This is a genomic window from Rhodopseudomonas sp. BR0M22 (assembly GCF_010907035.1).
In the GTDB taxonomy this organism is placed as follows: domain Bacteria; phylum Pseudomonadota; class Alphaproteobacteria; order Rhizobiales; family Xanthobacteraceae; genus Rhodopseudomonas.
This window is the reverse complement of sequence record NZ_QUMK01000059.1, coordinates 19,860-37,141: the sequence shown is the minus strand read 5'-3', so window position 1 is coordinate 37,141 and position 17,282 is coordinate 19,860. Positions and strand designations below refer to the sequence as shown.

Sequence of the window (17,282 nt, the reverse complement as noted above, 5' to 3'; positions counted from 1 at the left end):
GGGCTGGGGTGGGGGAGCCCCAGGCACTGTGCTCGCGTCGCCCTCACCCCACCCCTCTCCCGCAAGCGGGAGAGGGAGCAGGCTGCGCGCGCCCCGGAATGACCGAGGAATAGGTTGTCGTCAGATGCAGCGTAATCCGACCGCGATGATCGACCATCTCAATCCGCCGACCGGCAAGATGGCGGACAATGTGGTCGGCTTTGCGCGGGCGCTGCGGGCGGCGGGGCTGCCGGTCGGGCCCGGCGCGGTGATCGACGCGCTGGATGCGCTGCAACTGATCGAGATCGGTCATCGCGACGATCTCTACGCCACGCTGGAAGCGATCTTCGTCAAGCGCCGCGAGCATCTGCTGATCTTCGATCAGGCGTTTGCGCTGTTTTTTCGCGCCGCCGAGGATTGGCAGCACATGCTGGATTCGATCCCGTTGCCGGACGCCGCCAAGAAGAAACCGCCGCCGGCCTCGCGCCGGGTGCAGGAGGCGATGTCGCCGGCGGCGACGCGCGACATGCCATCGGCCGAGGAGCAGGAATTGCGTCTCGCCGTCTCCGACAAGGAGATCCTGCAGAAGAAGGACTTCGCGCAGATGAGCGCGGCGGAGATTGCCGAAGTCACCCGCGCGATCGAGCGGATGCGGCTGCCGCAGGCCGAGCTGCGCACCCGGCGTGTCAGGCCGGATCGTCGCGGCCTCAAGCTCGACCTGCGCCGCACCTTGCGCGTGTCGTTGCGCACCGGCGGCGAGGTCGTCGACATCAAGCGGCTCGGCCTGATCGACAAGCCGGCGCCGATCGTGGCGCTGCTCGATATCTCCGGCTCGATGAGCGAGTACACGAGGCTGTTCCTGCACTTCCTCCACGCCATCACCGACGATCGCAAGCGGGTCTCGACGTTCCTGTTCGGCACGCGGCTGACCAACGTCACCCGTGCGCTGCGCCAGCGCGATCCGGACGAAGCGCTGGCGAGCTGCACCTCCTCGGTCGAGGATTGGGCCGGGGGCACGCGGATCGCGACCTCGCTGCACAGCTTCAACAAGCTGTGGGCGCGGCGGGTGCTCGGCCAGGGCGCGATCGTGCTCTTGATCTCCGACGGGCTGGAGCGCGAAAGCGACTCCAAGCTGGCGTTCGAGATGGACCGGCTGCATCGCTCCTGCCGGCGGCTGATCTGGCTCAATCCGCTGCTGCGCTACGACGGTTTCGAGCCGCGTGCCCAGGGCATCAAAATGATGCTGCCCCACGTTGACGAATTCCGCCCGGTGCATAATTTGACCTCGATGCACACGCTGATCTCGGCGCTGTCGTCGGCACCGCCGCCGCACCATTTCAGCACGATCCGTTCCGTCGCCTGACCGGCACCCGCAACAGCCACGCAAGAGGAGACACCTCCATGCAGCTCGATCGCGACGAAGACATTCTGCGGGCCGCCGAGGACTGGCGCAAAGCCGGCCGCGGCGTTGCGCTCGCCACCGTTGTCGAAACCTGGGGATCGGCGCCGCGTCCGGCAGGCTCCAGCCTGGTGATCAATGACGAGGGCACCTTTCTCGGCTCAGTGTCGGGCGGCTGCGTCGAGGGCGCTGTCGTCACCGAAGCGCTCGACGTGATCGACAGCGGCACGCCGAAGCTGCTCGAATTCGGGGTCGCCGACGAGACCGCCTGGAAGGTCGGGCTGAGTTGCGGCGGCACCATCCGGGTGTTCGTCGAAAAGGTCGATTAGTTCGCGCGGCGAGAGCGGCTGAGAACGCGATCGAGGAATTGAAACATGGTCTCCGTCATTGCGAGCGAAGCGAAGCAATCCAGGAGCTCAGTGCACCTAGCTGGATTGCTTCGTCGCTTCGCTCCTCGCAATGACGGGTGGCGGCCACGGGCGTGTAACCCCTGGCCGGTTTCTGAGGTGCGATCTAGGCAAGTGGGGCGTAGCCTGTGAAGTTCGAGATCCTGCAGCAACTCAACGCCGAACGTGCCGCGCGGCGCCCGGCGATTGTCGTCACCGACACCGCGACCGGGGCGCAGCGGCTGGTGAAGTCCGCCGACATCGCCGCCGATCCGCTTGCCGCCGAACTCGACAAACAGCTCCGCATGGGCAAGAGCGCGACGGTGGAGGTGGGGGGGCAGAAGCTGTTCCTCAACGTCTACGCGCCGACCGCCAAGCTGGTGATCGTCGGCGCTGTGCACATCAGCCAGGCGCTGGCGCCGCTGGCGCGCTCGCTCGGCTACGACGTCACCGTGGTCGATCCGCGCACCGCATTCGCAAGTCCTGAGCGCTTCCCCGAGGTGCCGCTGATCGCCGAGTGGCCGGACGTCGCGCTGCCGCCGCTGAACATCGATCACTACACCGCCTTCGTGGCGCTGACGCACGATCCGAAGATCGACGATCCGGCGCTGCTGCACGCCTTCGCCCGCGACTGTTTCTACATCGGCGCGCTCGGCTCGAAGAAGACCCATGCCAAGCGGCTTGAGCGGCTGAAGGGGGAGGGCGCCTCCGATGCCGACCTCGGCCGCATTCACGCGCCGATCGGGCTCGCCATCGGCGCAGTGTCTCCGTCCGAAATCGCAGTGTCGATCATGGCCGAGATCACCGCAGCGCTGCGACTGCCGGCATCGTCCAAGGCGGCTGCAGCATGAAGTTCGGTCCGCGCCGTCCGGCCGATGCGATCGGCGGCGTCACCGTGCATTCGCTGCGGCAGAACGGTCTGTTGCTGAAGAAGGGCACGACGATCGGTCCGGCTGAAGTCGCGGCCTTGGAGAAGGCCGGCATCGCCGAGATCGTGGTGGTGCAACTCGAACCCGGCGACGTGTCCGAGGATGTCGCGGCGGCGGATGTCGCGGGCGCGGTCGCTGGCGATGGCATCACCGTGGATCGCGCCTTCACCGGCCGCGCCAATCTGTTCGCTGCACGGACCGGCGTGCTGGTAATCGATCGCGCGGCGGTCGATCGCATCAATGCGGTCGACGAGGCGATCACGCTGGCGACACTGCCGGCGTTCAAGCCGGTGGTCGAAGGCGAGATGGTCGCCACCGTCAAGCTGATCCCGTTCGGCGTCGAAGGCCGGCTGCGCGACGCCGCGGTGGCGGCCGCACAAGGCAGCGCACTACGCGTGGCGCCTTACGTGATCAAGCGCGTCGGCGTGGTGTCGACGCTGCTTCCGGGCCTTGCATCCAAGGTGATCGACAAGACGCTGCGGGTGACGGCCGAGCGGCTGGCGCCGGCCGGCGCCGAGATCATCGCCGAGCGCCGCATCTCCCATGAAGAGGCCGCGCTGTCGGCCGCGATCAAGGAATTGCTCGGGCTCGGCGCCGAGATGGTGATCGTGTTCGGCGCTTCGGCGATCGCCGACCGCCGCGACGTCATCCCGGCGGCGATCGGCGCGGTCGGCGGAACGATTTCGCATTTCGGCATGCCGGTCGACCCGGGCAATCTGCTGCTGGTGGGCTCGGTCTCGGGCGTGCCACTGCTCGGCGCGCCGGGCTGTGCGCGCTCGCCGGTCGAGAACGGCTTCGACTGGGTGCTGATGCGGCTGCTCGCGGGGCTTACTGTCACCCGCGCCGACATCACCGCGATGGGCGTCGGCGGACTGCTGATGGAAATTGTCACGCGGCCACAGCCGCGCGTGCCGGTCGCCGAGAGCGGCCGCAACGTCGCGGCGGTCGTGCTAGCCGCCGGGCGCGGCACGCGAATGGGCGGGCCGAACAAGCTGCTCGCCGATCTCAATGGCAAGCCGCTGGTGCGGATCGTCGCCGAACAGGCGCTGGCCTCGCAGGCTGCGCGTACCATCGTCGTCACCGGCCATCAGGCCGACGAGGTCGAAGCGGCGTTGCACGGGCTCAATCTCACCTTCGTCCACAATCCCGACTTCGCCCAAGGCATCGCCTCGTCGGTCAAGACCGGCATCGCGGCGCTCGGCGATGATGCCGATGGTGCGATCGTTTGCCTCGGCGACATGCCGCTGATCGACGCCGCGCTGATCGACCGGATGATCGGTGCGTTCGATCCCGATCGCGGCGCGTTGATCGTGGTGCCGGTCGCCGAGGGACGCCGCGGCAATCCGGTGCTGTGGTCGCGGCGGTTCTTCGCCGAGCTGATGACGCTGGGCGGCGACGTCGGTGCCCGCCACCTGATCGCCAAGCATGGTGAGGCGGTGGCCGAAGTGCCGGTCGAAGGCGAGGCGGCGTTCCTCGACATCGACACGCCGCAGGCGCTCGATCAGGCGCGCCGCGGCTGAACGGCTGCGTATCAAGCGCGGACCTGCAGCCGCGCCGCCAGCTTTGCTGCAGCCTTGGCCCCGGTGGCCTGTTTCCAGATCAGCGTGACGTCGCGTTGCAGCGTCAGTCCGCCGACGTCGAGCGCCCGCAGGCTCGCGCCGCCCCAGCTTGCCGGGGCCAGCGTGCAGCCGAGCCCCGCGGCGACCAGCGCGGCGGCGGTGGATTCCTGTCGTGTCTTGGCGACGATGCGAAACCGCACGCCCGCAGTGCTGAGCAGCCGGCGACCGGTGCCGACGCGCTCGCAGCCCTGGCGCAGGACGAAGGGCTGGCCATCGAGTTCAGCCAGCGCCACGGTGCGGCGGCCCGCCCACGGATGATCCGGCCCCACGAACAGCCGGAACGGCTCGCTGAGGAGCAGCTTGCGGTGCAGATTACGATGTGGCGCAATCGACAGCGCCAGATCGAGGCTGCCGCTCGCGACCAGCTTTTCGAGCTCGTCGGCCGGTGCTTCGATCAGTTCGATCGGACCGTCCTCGGCGGGCAGCAGTTTCGGCAGCCAATCGGCAGCGAGGCTGGGTAGGACGCCGAGCTTCAGCCGCGCCGGCGCCGGGCCGCTCAGCTCGCGCTTCGCCTCCGCTAGCGTTTGCAGCGCAGTGCGCACTCTGCCTTCGAGGCGCTTGGCGCTCGGCAGCGCGCGAATGCCGCGGCCGTCGGGCGCGAACAGCGGCGCGCCGAACTCCCGCTCCAGCCCCTTCAGTGCCTGCGACAGCGTCGGCTGGGTGATGCCGAGTTCGCCGGCGGCGCGCGACACCGAGCCGGTGCGCATCACGGCGAGAAAGTAGCGGAGGTGCTGGATATTCATCGAAATTATCTATCGATCATTGATAATGAGCGATTTTATCCGGATCGATGCCGAATGCTACACCGCGGGTCGTAAGTTGTAGCGAGGAAGGCGGCCGGCGATGTTGGTGGAGATCGAACGCAACGACGCCGTCGGCGTCGTCACGCTGAACCGGCCAGGCGCACGCAATGCGCTGTCACGGCAACTGATCGCCGATCTGGCGACGGCGCTGGAGACGCTGGAGCGAGACGCGGCGATCGCAGCGGTCGTGCTCACCGGCCGGGACGTGTTCTGCGCCGGCGCCGATATCGCCGAGATGCACGGCATCGATCTGGCGACGGCGCTCGCCGAGGATTTCTCCGGCTGCTGCGACCGTCTGGCGTCGTGCAACAAGCCGTTGATCGCGGCGGTCGAAGCCTATGCGATCGGCGGCGGTTGCGAACTGATCGAGATGTGCGATCTGGTGATCGCCGGCGCCGGGGCCAGATTCGGCCATCCCGAGATTGCGCTCGGTACGCTATCGGGCGGTGGCGGCACGCAAAGGCTGGCGCGGGCGATCGGCCGCGCCCGCGCGATGGATCTGGTGCTCACCGGGCGGCTGATTTCCGCCGCCGAAGCCGAGCGGATCGGGTTGATCAGTCGTGTGGTCAAGGACGGCGCGGCGCTCGCTGCCGCGTGCGAAGCCGCTGCTCAAATTGCAGCACATCCGATCCATGCGGTCCGATTCGCCAAGCAGGCGGTCGATCGCGCGGTATCGGTCGGGCTCGCGGACGGGCTGGCGCTGGAGCGACGGCTGTTTCATCTCAGCTTCGCTGCCGGTGAATTTCAGCCGCGTCTCGAGCAGTTTCTGGCACGCCGCGGTTCGGCGCGCTGATCATCCTCGACACGCGGTCGTGCGATTTGCGGTTCGTTCACCAAGTTGAAACGTGCGCGCAGATAATTTGGAACCCGGGTTGAACCTCGGGGGAGGGGACGTTGGATTCGTCGATTGCTGCGTGGCGCAAAGTCACGCTGATGATTGCTGTTTGGATTGCTTGTTTACATTTGCTTGCGCCGGCACAGGCGGCCGGAGCGCTGGCGATCGGCAAATGCGGTTCCTACGGGCAAGCCTTCGACTATTCGGCCGAGGAGGCGGCGATTGCGGCGGCGCGCAAGCGCTGTAAGGGCGACTGCACCACGCTGACGATGCGCCGGGCCTGTGCGGCGCTGTCGATCGACATGAGCAACCCGTGCGGCGCCCACGGCTACGCCGTGGAGCCGAAGATCTCATCGTCGCTCAACGCGGCGACCCGCCGGTGCTACGAATATGGCGGCAAAGAATGCGTGATCCGGGCCTGGGCCTGCGACGCCAAGGGCTGAGCGCCCTGTTTTGAGATGATCGTGAAATGACATGCCGAGCCTGCTGCGCTATCAGCAGGCATGCAGTTCGATACCAAGATCGCGCTCGTGATCCGCACCGATCTCGAAGCCTGGCAGAAGCTGAACGTCGCCGCGTTTCTCACGTCCGGCATCGCCGCGGCGTTCCCGGAGAGCATCGGCGAACCGTATGAAGACGGCAGCGGCACGCCGTATCATCCGCTGATCGGTCAGCCGATCCTGGTGTACGGCGCCGACGGTCCAGGCCTGTCGCGCGCGCTGGAGCGGGCGCTGGCTCGCAACGTCAAGCCGGCGATCTATACCGAAGCGATGTTCAAGACCACGCACGATGCCGCCAACCGCGAAGCGGTGAAGGCGGTCGCGCGGGTCGATCTGCCGCTGGTCGGCCTCGCCGTCCGTGCCGACCGCAAGGTGGTCGACAAGATCCTCGACGGCCTCAAATTCCACGCCTGAACCGTGCGCTATTCCGGCACCGGCCGCGATCGCTCCCGCATATCTTCGGCGCGGTAATTCTCTTTGGTGACCACGTCGGTCATCCGCTTCTCGGCAGCGCTACGGGTGCGGTTGCGCATCAACGCATAGGCGATCGCGAGGCCGAGCACGACAATACCGATTCCCCACATCCATTCCGTCGACATGTTTTCTCTCCCTGACATTGCCGTCAGGACAATCCCAAGTTTTGTCGGCCGTTCCAGGTCGTTCGCTTCGTCGGGCGCGGCTTAGCGCCTCGTTAGGCATTGCCGACGGAAGCCGTGGGCGGCCGGTGTCGGATCAACGCGTCGTAAGTTGTCGCGGGCTCAAGGAGTGTCGTGGCGACATCGCCGATTTTCGCGGACGAGAGCGTGAACGAACAGTTCCCCATTGATCAACACCGTCGGGCTTCCGATTGGCCGGAGGCCACTCGTCAGCTTCGGGGCTCGGGTGCGCGGCGGCGCTTTCTGGTCGGATCGCTGCTGGTCAACGTCGCAGCGCTTGCCATCGATGTGGCCGTGTTGGATCCGTGGCATCTCGCCTTGGCCGCCGGTCTGCGTCTGCTGCTGGTGACACCGCTGGTGCTGCTGGCGCTCGCGCTCAACCGCCGGCCAGCCGATCGGCCCCTGCAGGCGGTCATACAGGCCATAGCCGTCGTCGCGTTCACGCTGTCGGTCACCGCGATCGGGCAGTTCGCACCGGAGCCGTTCGCCGGGCGTTACATGATGTCGGCGCTGTTCGTCGTGTTCGCTGGCGCGTTGGTGTCGGCGTTGTCGTGGCGCACGACCAAGATCATGACCGTCACCGCGACGATGCTGTACATCCCGATCGTCGTCTCAGGCCTGCACTGGCCGCCGGCTTGGACCAATATCGATCTGGTCGGCCTGAGCCTCATTACTTGCGTGGTCGGGCTGCGCGCCCGTCGGCGCAAGGAAGCACAGATTGCCGAACTGGTGGCGATCCGCCGCAGCGATGCGCAGCTCAAGCGCGAACTGCGTCGGGCCAATGCGGCGCTGGAGCGGCTGTCCGCCACCGACGCGCTGACCGGCGTGTTCAACCGGCGCTATCTGGACGAGCTGATCGAGCAGGATACGGCTTCGCTGGTTCCGTCGCTCGGCCAGAGCGTGCTGATGATCGACGTCGATCACTTCAAGCTGTTCAACGATTACGGTGGCCACGCAGCCGGCGACCGCTGCCTGCAGCAGATCGTCGCCGCGATCCGCCGCAACCTGCGCTCCTGCGACGTGGTGGTGCGCTACGGTGGCGAAGAGTTCGCCGTCGTGTTGCCCGGGCTCGACGATGCCGAGCTGCGCGAGACCGCCGAACGGCTGTGCGGCGCGGTGGGTGAATTGAAGATCCCACATCCCGGGCTCGGCGAGGCGGCCGTCGTCACCATCAGCGTCGGTATTGCGCCCGCGGTGCCCGCCGAGACGCTGGCGGACGCGATCCAGCGCGCCGACAAATCCCTTTATCGCGCCAAGCGCGGCGGTCGGAATCGGGTCGGCGCCTGAGCATCGGGCCGTCATCCACGAACGGAACCGTTTCATCTTGATTATGACTGACTGGTCAGTCATAATCTGAGAATGAAGCGTGGATCGTCCAAGTCGCCAGCTCAATCCCACCCGCCTGCAACGCGCGGGACTCGCGCGCCGACGCGGCCAGCCAAGCCGTCTTCAGCCGCGGGGGGAGAGGCTCCGTCGAGCCGGGCTGCCAAGGCAGCCGAACGGCGGGCCGCGATCATCGACGCCGCGCTCGACGAGTTTACCGCGCGCGGTTTCGCGGCGACCCGGATCGACGACGTCGCCAAGCGCGCCGGCGTTGCCAAAGGCACGATCTATCTGCACTTCACGGACAAAGAGGCGATGTTTCAGGAGCTGGTGCGCACTGCTCTTGTGCCAACGATGCAGCGGCTGACGTCGCAGCCCGCGCCTGGCGTTTCGGCGCGGCAGATGCTGGAGACATTCGCCGACACCTTTTTGCGCGAGGTGGCGCACACCCGGCGCGGCGACATTCTGCGGCTGGTGATGGCCGAGGGCACGCGGTTTCCGTCGCTGGCGGAATTCCATTACCGCAACGTGGTCGAGCCCGGCGTCGCCGGCATTCGCCGTATCCTCGAGCTCGGCGTCGTCCGCGGCGAAATCCATGCCGCCTCGCTGGCGCAGTTTCCGCAGCTCGCGGTCGCGCCGGTGGTGCTGTCGGTGATCTGGCAGGGGCTGTTCGGCCGGTTCGCGCCGCTCGACGTGCAGGCGATGTTGCGCGCGCATCTCGATCTGATCTTCGGCGAAAGGACAGCGTCATGACGCGAACCTCGCTCGTTCTGCGCGGCTGCGCCGCCGTGTTCCTGGCACTGGCGCTCGCGAGCTGCGGCAAGAGTGGCGATCCCGGCTATCAGGGCTGGGTCGAGGCCGATCTGATCTTCGTCAGCCCCGACGAGTCCGGGCGCATCACCAAGCTCACCGTGCGTGAAGGCGACGAGGCCAAGAAGGGCGACTTGATCTACACGCTCGACGACGATCTGCAGCAGGCCGACCTCAATCAGAATATGGCGACGCTCGCCAACGCCAAGCAGACCTTCGACCGTGCCCAATCGCTGTCCAAGACCGGCTCCGGCACCCAGGCCAATCTCGACTCGGCTATCTCGACCCTGCGTGTCGCCGAAGCGCGAGTCGAGACCTCGAAGACGCGGCTGGCGCGGCGCGAAATCCGCGCGCCGGTGACCGGCACGGTGCAGCAGATTTATTTCCGCGAAGGCGAGATGGTGGCGGCACAGAAGCCGGTGCTGTCGATCCTGCCGCCGGGCAACATGAAGATCCGGTTCTACGTGCCGGAGCCGGAGCTGCCGAAGCTTGCGATCGGCGAGAAGGTGCGGGTGACGTGCGATAATTGCGCGGCCGATCTGTCGGCCGAGATTTATTTCATTTCGACCACGGCGGAGTATACGCCGCCGGTGATCTACAGCCTCGATGAGCGCAACAAGCTGGTCTATCTGATCCAGGCGCGGCCGAACAAACCGGTGAGCCTGCGGGTCGGACAGCCGATCAGCGTGTATTTGCTGGCTGCCGCGGCGCCTTCGCCGGCCGCGGCCAGCAAGCCATGACCGCCGCACCGACCATCGCTTCCGATGCCCGCGACATCGCGATCGATGTCCGCGGCCTCACCAAGTCGTTCAACGGCCGCGAGGTGGTGCATGACCTGTCGATGCAGGTGAAGCGGGGCTCGATTTACGGTTTTCTCGGTCCCAACGGCTCCGGCAAGACCACCACGATCCGGATGCTGTGTGGTCTGCTGACTCCCGACCGCGGCGAGGGCACCTGCCTCGGTTTCGATATCCGCACCGAGGCCGCCAAGATCAAGCGCCGCGTCGGCTACATGACGCAGCGCTTCAGTCTGTATCAGGATCTGTCGGTGCGGGAGAATCTCGAATTCGTCGCCCGGCTGTACGGCGTGCCCGACGCGCGCGGCGCAGCGCGCGACATGATCAAGCGGCTCGGGCTGTCGGGCCGCGAGGAGCAGCTTGCCGGCGAATTGTCGGGCGGCTGGAAGCAGCGGCTCGCGCTCGGCGCCTGCACGTTGCCCAACCCGCAATTGCTGCTGCTCGACGAGCCGACCGCCGGCGTCGATCCGAAAGCGCGCCGCGACTTCTGGAACGAGATCCACGCGCTCGCCGCCGAAGGTCTCACCGTGCTGGTCTCCACTCACTACATGGACGAAGCCGAGCGCTGTCACGAGATCGCCTACATCGCTTACGGTTATCTGTTGGCGCACGGCACCGTCGATCAGGTGATTGCCGGCTCGCAGCTCTCCACCTGGGTTGCCACCGGCGAAGGCCTCGGCGCGCTGGCGCATGAGCTCGCCGGCAAGCCCGGCGTCGACATGGTGGCGCCGTTCGGCACCAGCCTGCACGTCTCCGGCCGCGACCAGGCCGCGCTCGAGCAGACGCTAGCGCCGTATCGCAAGGATCCGCGGCAGAGCTGGCAGCACGGCGCGCCGTCGCTCGAGGACGTGTTCATCGAGCTGATGAGCCGGTCGAAGGACAACTTCCAATGACCATGGCGGACAGCGATGCGCCGAAAGCCGGCGCGCCGATCAAGGAGCCGCGCTTCGGATTTTTGCGTCGCTCCTACGCGATGCTGGTCAAGGAGCTGATCCAGCTCAAGCGCGACCGGCTGACCTTCGCGATGACCATCGTGATCCCGGTGATGCAGCTGCTGCTGTTCGGCTACGCCATCAACACCACACCGCGGCATCTGCCGACCGCGGTGCTGCTGCAGGAGGATTCCGATCTCGGCCGCTCGATCCTGAAGGCGCTGGAAAACACCGCGTACTTCCGATTCACCCGCGAAGTACACAGCGTCGCGGAGTTCGACGATCTTTTGCTGTCCGGCCGCGTGCTGTTCGGCGTCGAGATCCCGCGCGGGTTCGAGCGCGCGGTGCGGCGCGGCGAGAAGCCTGCGATCCTGGTCGCGGCCGACGCCACCGATCCGGTGGCCGCCGGCTCGGCACTCTCGGCCCTCGGGCAGATCGTGCAGAACGCGCTGGTTCACGACCGGGTCGCCGGCGACCCCGCCAACCCGCCGTTCGAAATCCGCGCCCACGCCCGCTACAACCCGGCCGCTTCGTCGCGACTCAACATCGTGCCCGGTCTGGTCGGCACCATCCTGACCATGACCATGCTGATCTTCACTGCGCTGTCGGTCACCCGCGAGATCGAGCGCGGCACGATGGAGAACCTGCTGTCGATGCCGATCACGCCGGTCGAAGTGATGCTCGGCAAGATCCTGCCGTATGTCGGGGTCGGCTTCATCCAGGCGTCGCTGATCCTCGGCATCGGCGTCTTGCTGTTCGGCGTGCCGCTGCGCGGCAGCCTGGCGATGCTGGCGCTGTTGTCGACGCTGTTCATCACCACGAACCTTGCGATCGGCTACACCTTCTCGACGCTGGTGCAGAACCAGCTGCAGGCGATGCAGGCGTCGATGATGTTCTTCCTGCCGTCGATCCTGCTGTCCGGCTTCATGTTTCCGTTCGCCGGCATGCCGGTCTGGGCGCAGTATATCGGTGAGTGTCTGCCGCTGACGCATTACTTGCGCATCGTCCGCGCCATCATGCTGAAGGGCTCGACGCTGGAGAATCTGCACTACGACGCGCTCGCGCTGCTGACGCTGATGCTGATCGCGATGACGATCGCGGTGACGCGTTTCCGCCGCACGCTCGACTGATCGCGCCGGGGCGTTACTGCCGCAGTGAGGCGCCGACCCGTGTGTAGACGCCGGCGCGGCCAAAACTGTCGCGGACGTAGCCGGCGGCGGCCGACCATTCCATCGCTGCGATCCGCAGGCCGCTGAGGTGCAGTCCGATCCGGGTCTGGCGGCTGAATTCATCAGCCGAGCCGGACATTTCCGGTCCCCACCACAACATGTCGAGCACGCGCCAGCCCGCGGCGATGCGTGCGCCGTAGCTGCTCGCCACGGTGGTGGCGTAGAATGAATAGGCCAGCATCGTGTCGGGCGTCGGCTCGGCCCAGCCGTCCAGCGCGAGGCGCAGGCCGCCATGACTGCCGCGCCAGCGCTTGTCGCGGATGTCGGGGGTCGAGGCACGATGCTCGAGATCGGGGCCGGCGAGAATCTTCAGCTCGAACGCACCGATCTTGAAACGCCAACCCGCCAGCACGGAGGCTCGGGAGATGTCGCTGACATAGACAAAGTGTGTCGCCTGATAGCGCTCGAAAGCTTCAGACGCTTGCAGACGGATCACCCATCCGTTGTCGCCCGAGTTGCTCCCGGACCATTCAGCTCCGCCATAAAGCGAAACTCCGTTGCGCCAGACGTCCTGGCCGCCGAACAAAAGGGCCTGGGTCTCTGCGCCTTGAACGTTGGGGCGGCCGGTTTCGATCATGACCTGACCAACGAGATCACTCCCGTCGGGCAGATCGCCTAACAAGCCTTCATCGTCGGTCGGGTCGAACCATGCCGTCTCGGTCGTCGGTGCGCCGAACGGTGCCGACGGTTCGATCGTCGAGTTCAGCTCTTCGGCGATATCACCCGCGGGTTCCGGATCGAAAGCTTGGGTCTGGAAAGCCTGGGCTTGGGCGGCATCAGATGGTGCGATCGAGATCGCGATCAGGCTCAACGCTCCGATCCAGCCCACGCAACGCACCGTCCAGCCACCCAAACACAACAACGTTTACTAGAATTATATATGTGTATAACTCTGAGTTGTTGGGGTTGTCCAGCCGAGACGGTGCTTTGGAATTAATCCGGTTGCGGTTCGTGCTCGTCGCGACGCGCGATCGCGTGTTCGAGTTCGACGGCGAGCTGCCGATTGATATCGGCCATGCCGTCGATATAGGCCTCGGACAGGGACAGGCCTTGCGGTGCGTTCGGCGCGGCGCGGGCCTTTGTTTCGAAGTGATGGCGCAGGATCGTCGGCGACGGATGCGACTTGATCAGCGCATTGGCGAAATTGAGCAGAGCCTTGATCTGCCCGTTCATGAAGTCAATCTTGTCCATCCGAAATCGGACCCTTTTGTTGAGGTAGTGCATGCGCCCGAGCCTATGGGGCGGCTCCTATCATCCCATTGATCGGCCGCAACACTTTGCGGTGACGCAATGTCGCGCGTCACGTCGGCTCACTCGGCCGTGTTTGCCGCAGTTTAGCCGACGAGTTTGATCAGTTCCATCGCGGCGGCGGGGGCGCGTACTTTGCCTTCGTGGATCACATAGGCGAACACGTCGCGCTTGTGGGACTTGGCGCGTGCCGCATCGACCTTCGGTAGATCGTCCGGTTCGCCACCGCCGGCCCAGAGTTGCAGGCGCTTCGCCCATGCCGACAACGCCTTTGCCGGATAGCCGGTGGCGATGTCGTCCTGGCCCTTCTGCAGCCGCGCATAGACGAAATCACCTGTCACGTCGGCGATCTCAGGATAGGTTGCGTGTTCGGAGTACACGACCGGAATGTTGTGTTCACGCAGCAGCGCGATGAAGGCCGGCGTCTTGAAACTGTCATGACGGACCTCGACGACATGGCGCAATTTGCGGCCGTCGAGTTCGCGCGGCAGCAGTTCGAGAAACCTGCCGAAGTCGGCTTCGTCGAACTTCTTGGTCGGCGCGAACTGCCACAGGACCGGGCCGAGCCGATCACCGAGTTCGAGCACGCCCGAATTGTAGAAGCGTTCGATACTGTCGCCGGCTTCCGCCAGCACCTTGCGGTTGGTCGCGAACCGCGGCCCCTTGAGCGAGAACACGAAATCCGCCGGCACCTCGCTCGCCCATTTGCGAAAACTCTCAGGCTTCTGCGAGCCGTAGAACGTGCCGTTGATCTCGATCGAGGTCAGCTTCGATGCGGCGTATTCCAGCTCGCGCCGCTGCGGCAGCTTGTCCGGATAGAACACCCCGCGCCACGGTTCGAAGGTCCAGCCGCCGATCCCGATCCGGATATTGCCTGCCCGAGCTTTGGTCATCTCTCCCCCTTGCGAAAGTCGCATCCCGTTCCTATCTTGGTTGCAACGGCGACGTCGATGCTTCGAAAAGGAGCGTGCGACGCCGAGACGACCACTGAATAGTAGGGAGCTCCGGATGTACGCGCACCTGTTGTTCGTGGTCGTTGACCTTTTTGGGCGCCGGATCGACCCGATTTCCCTACATTTCTGATCCCGATCGGCCGGTGCTCGCCTTGGCATCGCCGGGCACGGTCGCTATAGGCATGGCCCCATGATCGATGCCAGCCCTGCCGCAGTTGCGACCCGTGCCAAGCCTGCTGCGCTTCCGCTGCAGCTCTCCGTGGTCGTTCCGACCTTCAATGAGCGCGACAATGTCGAGCTGCTGTTCCGCAAACTGGAGACGGCACTCGCCGGCGTGGCGTGGGAGGTCGTCTTCGTCGACGACAATTCTCCCGACGGCACCTGGCAGGTCGTCCGCGATATGGCGCAGCGCGACTCCCGCGTGCGCTGCCTGCGCCGGATCGGTCGTCGCGGCCTGTCCGGTGCCTGCATCGAAGGTATCCTCGCATCCGGCGCGCCGTTCGCAGCGGTGATGGACGCCGACTTGCAGCACGACGAGACCCAGCTCACCAAGATGCTGTCGCTGCTGGAGAGCAATGCCGCCGACCTCGTGGTCGGCAGCCGCTACATCGAGGGCGGCAGCGCCGACAGCTTCAACAAGCAGCGCGCCGGGATCAGTGCGCTCGCGACCCAGGTTGCCCAAAAGGCGCTGAAGATCGAGGTCGCCGACCCGATGAGCGGCTTCTTCATGATCCGCCGCGACCGCTTCGAACAGCTCGCGCCGCAGCTTTCGACCCAGGGCTTCAAGATCCTGCTCGACGTCATCGCGACCGCGCGCGGCAGCCTGCGCATCGTCGAGGTGCCGTTCACCTTCGGCTCGCGGCTGCACGGCGAGAGCAAGCTCGACTCGATGGTGGCGCTCGACTTCCTCGGCCTGGTGCTGGCGAAATTCAGCCACGACGTGCTGTCGCTGCGCTTCATCCTGTTCGCGCTGGTCGGCTCCACCGGCGTGGTGGTGCACTTCGTCACGTTGTTCGTCGTGCTGAAGGTGTTCGAACAGCCGTTCGCCGAGGCGCAGGGCGCCGCCGCGCTGGTGGCGATGACCAGCAACTTCATCCTCAACAATTTCCTGACCTATCGCGACCAGCGGCTCAAAGGCTTCGCGATCCTGCGTGGCCTGTTGCTGTTCTATCTGGTGTGCGGCGTTGGTCTGCTCGCCAATGTCGGCGTCGCCTTCGCGGTCTACAATGAGCACGTCACCTGGTGGCTGGCCGGCGCGGCGGGCGCGGTGATGGGCGTGGTGTGGAACTACGCGATGTCCGGCCTGTTCGTCTGGCGCAAACGATGAGCGGCACGATACGGCGACTTCCCGTCGCCACGATCCTGGTCGTCGTCGGGCTGGTCGCGCTCCGGCTGGTCGCCGCTGCGGTGACGCCGCTGACCTTCGACGAGGCGTATTACTGGACCTGGTCGAAGAATCTCGCGCTCAGCTATTTCGACCACCCGCCGATGGTCGCGGTGGTGATCAAGCTCGGCACGCTGATCGCCGGCGATACCGAACTCGGCGTCCGCCTGGTGTCGATCCTGCTGGCGCTGCCGATGAGCTGGGCGGTGTGGCGAGCCGCGATCCTATTGTTCGACGATACCGAGATCGCCGCGACCGCGACGGTGTTGCTCAACGCCACCATGATGGTATCGGCCGGCACCACCATCGTCACGCCGGATGCGCCGCTTTTGGTGGCATCGAGTTTCGTGCTGCTGGCGCTGGCGCAGGTCGCTGCGACTGGCAGGGGCGTGTGGTGGCTCGCCGTCGGCGTTGCGGTCGGGCTGGCGCTGCTGTCGAAATACACCGCGCTGTTCTTTGGTCCGGCGATCCTGATCTGGCTGTTGTGGGTGCCGGCGATGCGGCGCTGGCTGCTGTCGCCGTGGCCGTATCTCGGCGGCGTGATCGCGTTCGCGCTGTTCTCGCCGGTGGTCGTCTGGAATGCGCAGCACGACTGGATTTCCTTCGTCAAACAGTTCGGCCGCGCCAAGCTCGGCGGGTTCGAGCCGCATTTCCTCGCGGAGCTGATCCCGACCCAGTTCGTGCTGGCGACGCCGTTCGTGTTCGTGCTCGGGGTGATGGGCTTGATTGCGCTCGGCAAGCGCAGCACGGGGCCGGCGGCCTCGCGCGTTCTGGTCGCCGCGACGGTGTGGACGATCGCGCTGTATTTCGCCTGGCAGGCGCTGCACGACCGGGTCGAGGCGAACTGGCTCAGCCCGCTGTATCCGGCATTCGCGCTCGCGGCGGCGGTGGGGGCGGCCTATCCGCATTGGACCCCGGGCATCGCGCGCGTCGTCACGGTGTGCCGGCGCTGGGCGGTGTCGACCGGCGCCGTTCTGTTCGCGCTGGTGGTGGTTCAGGTCAACACCGGCGCGCTGACCGGCTATCGCCGCGACGCCACGGTGCGCTCGGTCGGCGTCGGTGTGCCGCAGATGGTGGCGGAGATCGACCAGGTGCGGAGGCGGATCGGCGCGAGCTGCGTGCTGACCGACGATTACGGCACCACCGGCTGGCTGGAGTTCTATCTGCCGCCCGGCACCTGCGTGGTTCAGCGCGGCGAGCGGTTCCGTTGGCTCGCGGCGCCGGCACCGACAGCCCGGCAACTCGCGGGACCGTTGCTGCTGGTCGGTGTCGACAACGCCGCGGCGCGGCCGGACCTGCAGGCAGCCTTCGCCAAGATCGAGCGCGTCGGGGCCGTCACCCGCTCGCGTGGACCGCTGCTGGTCGATGCAGTGCCGCTCGACGAGCTGTCCGAGCCGAAGGGACCGATCCTCGACGAGCGCCCGCCGATCTACTGACGCGGCGGCGGTGCCGCCCGGCAAACCTGCTGACCTGCGGTGGCCGAGTATGCTACAGGCTGGG

General features: G+C 66.2%; 19 protein-coding genes. 14 read left to right on the top strand and 5 right to left on the bottom strand.

From position 1 onward, the window contains the following. The first annotated feature begins 124 nt into the window (after positions 1 to 124). The 4 genes from DY468_RS18315 to DY468_RS18300 all read left to right on the top strand — a co-directional run bounded on the left by DY468_RS18315 (position 125) and on the right by DY468_RS18300 (position 4,213). A complete protein-coding gene (locus tag DY468_RS18315) occupies positions 125 to 1,342 on the top strand; it encodes a vWA domain-containing protein (RefSeq protein WP_164606223.1) in 1,218 nt (405 codons plus the stop codon). A gap of 38 nt (positions 1,343 to 1,380) precedes the next feature. Continuing rightward, entirely contained in the window at positions 1,381 to 1,707 is a 327-nt protein-coding gene (locus DY468_RS18310; RefSeq protein WP_011159337.1) for an XdhC family protein, read from the top strand. A gap of 206 nt (positions 1,708 to 1,913) precedes the next feature. Next, entirely contained in the window at positions 1,914 to 2,615 is a 702-nt protein-coding gene (locus DY468_RS18305; RefSeq protein WP_164606222.1) for an XdhC family protein, read from the top strand. Further along, complete coding sequence (locus DY468_RS18300) at positions 2,612 to 4,213, top strand: NTP transferase domain-containing protein (RefSeq protein ID WP_164606221.1); 1,602 nt, start codon at positions 2,612 to 2,614, stop codon at positions 4,211 to 4,213. Before DY468_RS18305 ends, DY468_RS18300 begins: the two co-directional genes overlap by 4 nt. 11 nt (positions 4,214 to 4,224) lie before the next feature. Here the strand turns inward: DY468_RS18300 and DY468_RS18295 are convergent, their stop codons facing one another. Beyond that, positions 4,225 to 5,055, bottom strand: a complete 831-nt coding sequence (locus DY468_RS18295; RefSeq protein WP_164606220.1) for a LysR family transcriptional regulator — start codon at positions 5,053 to 5,055, stop codon at positions 4,225 to 4,227. Positions 5,056 to 5,155: 100 nt separating this feature from the next. Here DY468_RS18295 and DY468_RS18290 point away from each other — a divergent pair, with 100 nt between their 5' ends. The 3 genes from DY468_RS18290 (at position 5,156) to DY468_RS18280 (ending at position 6,864) form a co-directional block, all read left to right on the top strand. Then, the gene (locus DY468_RS18290; RefSeq protein WP_164606219.1) at positions 5,156 to 5,908 is read left to right on the top strand and encodes an enoyl-CoA hydratase-related protein; all 753 of its coding nucleotides are present in this window, start codon (positions 5,156 to 5,158) and stop codon (positions 5,906 to 5,908) included. 140 nt (positions 5,909 to 6,048) lie between these two features. Further along, on the top strand, positions 6,049 to 6,393 hold the full coding sequence (locus tag DY468_RS18285; protein ID WP_164606225.1) for a DUF4189 domain-containing protein: 345 nt from the start codon (positions 6,049 to 6,051) through the stop codon (positions 6,391 to 6,393). Between the two features lie 60 nt (positions 6,394 to 6,453). Further along, on the top strand, positions 6,454 to 6,864 hold the full coding sequence (locus tag DY468_RS18280) for a DUF2000 family protein (RefSeq protein WP_164606218.1): 411 nt from the start codon (positions 6,454 to 6,456) through the stop codon (positions 6,862 to 6,864). Positions 6,865 to 6,872: 8 nt separating this feature from the next. Here the strand turns inward: DY468_RS18280 and DY468_RS24655 are convergent, their stop codons facing one another. Further along, on the bottom strand, positions 6,873 to 7,049 hold the full coding sequence (locus tag DY468_RS24655) for a hypothetical protein (RefSeq protein ID WP_205512505.1): 177 nt from the start codon (positions 7,047 to 7,049) through the stop codon (positions 6,873 to 6,875). Positions 7,050 to 7,400: 351 nt separating this feature from the next. Here DY468_RS24655 and DY468_RS18275 point away from each other — a divergent pair, with 351 nt between their 5' ends. The 5 genes from DY468_RS18275 (at position 7,401) to DY468_RS18255 (ending at position 12,098) form a co-directional block, all read left to right on the top strand. Then, positions 7,401 to 8,393 carry a GGDEF domain-containing protein gene (locus DY468_RS18275; protein ID WP_349644295.1) on the top strand — a complete coding sequence of 331 codons (993 nt, stop codon included), beginning with the start codon at positions 7,401 to 7,403 and terminating at the stop codon, positions 8,391 to 8,393. Between the two features lie 72 nt (positions 8,394 to 8,465). After that, positions 8,466 to 9,182 (top strand): TetR/AcrR family transcriptional regulator, encoded by a 717-nt coding sequence (locus DY468_RS18270; RefSeq protein ID WP_164606217.1) that lies wholly within the window; start codon positions 8,466 to 8,468, stop codon positions 9,180 to 9,182. Further along, a complete protein-coding gene (locus DY468_RS18265; protein WP_164606216.1) occupies positions 9,179 to 9,979 on the top strand; it encodes an HlyD family secretion protein in 801 nt (266 codons plus the stop codon). Before DY468_RS18270 ends, DY468_RS18265 begins: the two co-directional genes overlap by 4 nt. Beyond that, positions 9,976 to 10,929: an ABC transporter ATP-binding protein gene (locus DY468_RS18260; protein ID WP_164606215.1), complete on the top strand. Its 954-nt coding sequence runs from the start codon at positions 9,976 to 9,978 to the stop codon at positions 10,927 to 10,929. Before DY468_RS18265 ends, DY468_RS18260 begins: the two co-directional genes overlap by 4 nt. Next, positions 10,926 to 12,098, top strand: coding sequence for an ABC transporter permease (locus DY468_RS18255; RefSeq protein ID WP_164606214.1), 1,173 nt, complete (start codon positions 10,926 to 10,928; stop codon positions 12,096 to 12,098). The genes DY468_RS18260 and DY468_RS18255 overlap by 4 nt, the downstream gene beginning before the upstream one ends. A gap of 13 nt (positions 12,099 to 12,111) precedes the next feature. Here the strand turns inward: DY468_RS18255 and bcsS are convergent, their stop codons facing one another. The 3 genes from bcsS to DY468_RS18240 form a co-directional block, all read right to left on the bottom strand. Further along, positions 12,112 to 13,008, bottom strand: a complete 897-nt coding sequence (gene bcsS / locus DY468_RS18250) for a cellulose biosynthesis protein BcsS (protein ID WP_246701027.1) — start codon at positions 13,006 to 13,008, stop codon at positions 12,112 to 12,114. 122 nt (positions 13,009 to 13,130) lie between these two features. Continuing rightward, positions 13,131 to 13,388 carry a hypothetical protein gene (locus DY468_RS18245; protein ID WP_164606212.1) on the bottom strand — a complete coding sequence of 86 codons (258 nt, stop codon included), beginning with the start codon at positions 13,386 to 13,388 and terminating at the stop codon, positions 13,131 to 13,133. Positions 13,389 to 13,531: 143 nt separating this feature from the next. Continuing rightward, entirely contained in the window at positions 13,532 to 14,338 is an 807-nt protein-coding gene (locus DY468_RS18240) for a DUF72 domain-containing protein (RefSeq protein WP_164606211.1), read from the bottom strand. A gap of 250 nt (positions 14,339 to 14,588) precedes the next feature. Between DY468_RS18240 and DY468_RS18235 the strand changes: the two genes are divergently transcribed. Beyond that, on the top strand, positions 14,589 to 15,725 hold the full coding sequence (locus DY468_RS18235; protein WP_164606210.1) for a glycosyltransferase: 1,137 nt from the start codon (positions 14,589 to 14,591) through the stop codon (positions 15,723 to 15,725). Continuing rightward, positions 15,722 to 17,218, top strand: coding sequence for a glycosyltransferase family 39 protein (locus DY468_RS18230; RefSeq protein ID WP_164606209.1), 1,497 nt, complete (start codon positions 15,722 to 15,724; stop codon positions 17,216 to 17,218). Before DY468_RS18235 ends, DY468_RS18230 begins: the two co-directional genes overlap by 4 nt. Positions 17,219 to 17,282: the final 64 nt, after the last annotated feature.

Bases quoted from the DNA above. Each gene is read 5' to 3' on its own strand.
- DY468_RS18315 (WP_164606223.1), top strand. From the start codon at position 125: ATGCAGCGTAATCCGACCGCGATGATCGACCATCTCAATCCGCCGACC.
- DY468_RS18310 (WP_011159337.1), top strand. From the start codon at position 1,381: ATGCAGCTCGATCGCGACGAAGACATTCTGCGGGCCGCCGAGGACTGG.
- DY468_RS18300 (WP_164606221.1), top strand. From the start codon at position 2,612: ATGAAGTTCGGTCCGCGCCGTCCGGCCGATGCGATCGGCGGCGTCACC.
- DY468_RS18295 (WP_164606220.1), bottom strand. From the start codon at position 5,055: ATGAATATCCAGCACCTCCGCTACTTTCTCGCCGTGATGCGCACCGGC.
- DY468_RS18290 (WP_164606219.1), top strand. From the start codon at position 5,156: ATGTTGGTGGAGATCGAACGCAACGACGCCGTCGGCGTCGTCACGCTG.
- DY468_RS18285 (WP_164606225.1), top strand. From the start codon at position 6,049: ATGATTGCTGTTTGGATTGCTTGTTTACATTTGCTTGCGCCGGCACAG.
- DY468_RS18280 (WP_164606218.1), top strand. From the start codon at position 6,454: ATGCAGTTCGATACCAAGATCGCGCTCGTGATCCGCACCGATCTCGAA.
- DY468_RS24655 (WP_205512505.1), bottom strand. From the start codon at position 7,049: ATGTCGACGGAATGGATGTGGGGAATCGGTATTGTCGTGCTCGGCCTC.
- DY468_RS18270 (WP_164606217.1), top strand. From the start codon at position 8,466: ATGAAGCGTGGATCGTCCAAGTCGCCAGCTCAATCCCACCCGCCTGCA.
- DY468_RS18265 (WP_164606216.1), top strand. From the start codon at position 9,179: ATGACGCGAACCTCGCTCGTTCTGCGCGGCTGCGCCGCCGTGTTCCTG.
- DY468_RS18260 (WP_164606215.1), top strand. From the start codon at position 9,976: ATGACCGCCGCACCGACCATCGCTTCCGATGCCCGCGACATCGCGATC.
- DY468_RS18255 (WP_164606214.1), top strand. From the start codon at position 10,926: ATGACCATGGCGGACAGCGATGCGCCGAAAGCCGGCGCGCCGATCAAG.
- DY468_RS18245 (WP_164606212.1), bottom strand. From the start codon at position 13,388: ATGGACAAGATTGACTTCATGAACGGGCAGATCAAGGCTCTGCTCAAT.
- DY468_RS18240 (WP_164606211.1), bottom strand. From the start codon at position 14,338: ATGACCAAAGCTCGGGCAGGCAATATCCGGATCGGGATCGGCGGCTGG.
- DY468_RS18235 (WP_164606210.1), top strand. From the start codon at position 14,589: ATGATCGATGCCAGCCCTGCCGCAGTTGCGACCCGTGCCAAGCCTGCT.
- DY468_RS18230 (WP_164606209.1), top strand. From the start codon at position 15,722: ATGAGCGGCACGATACGGCGACTTCCCGTCGCCACGATCCTGGTCGTC.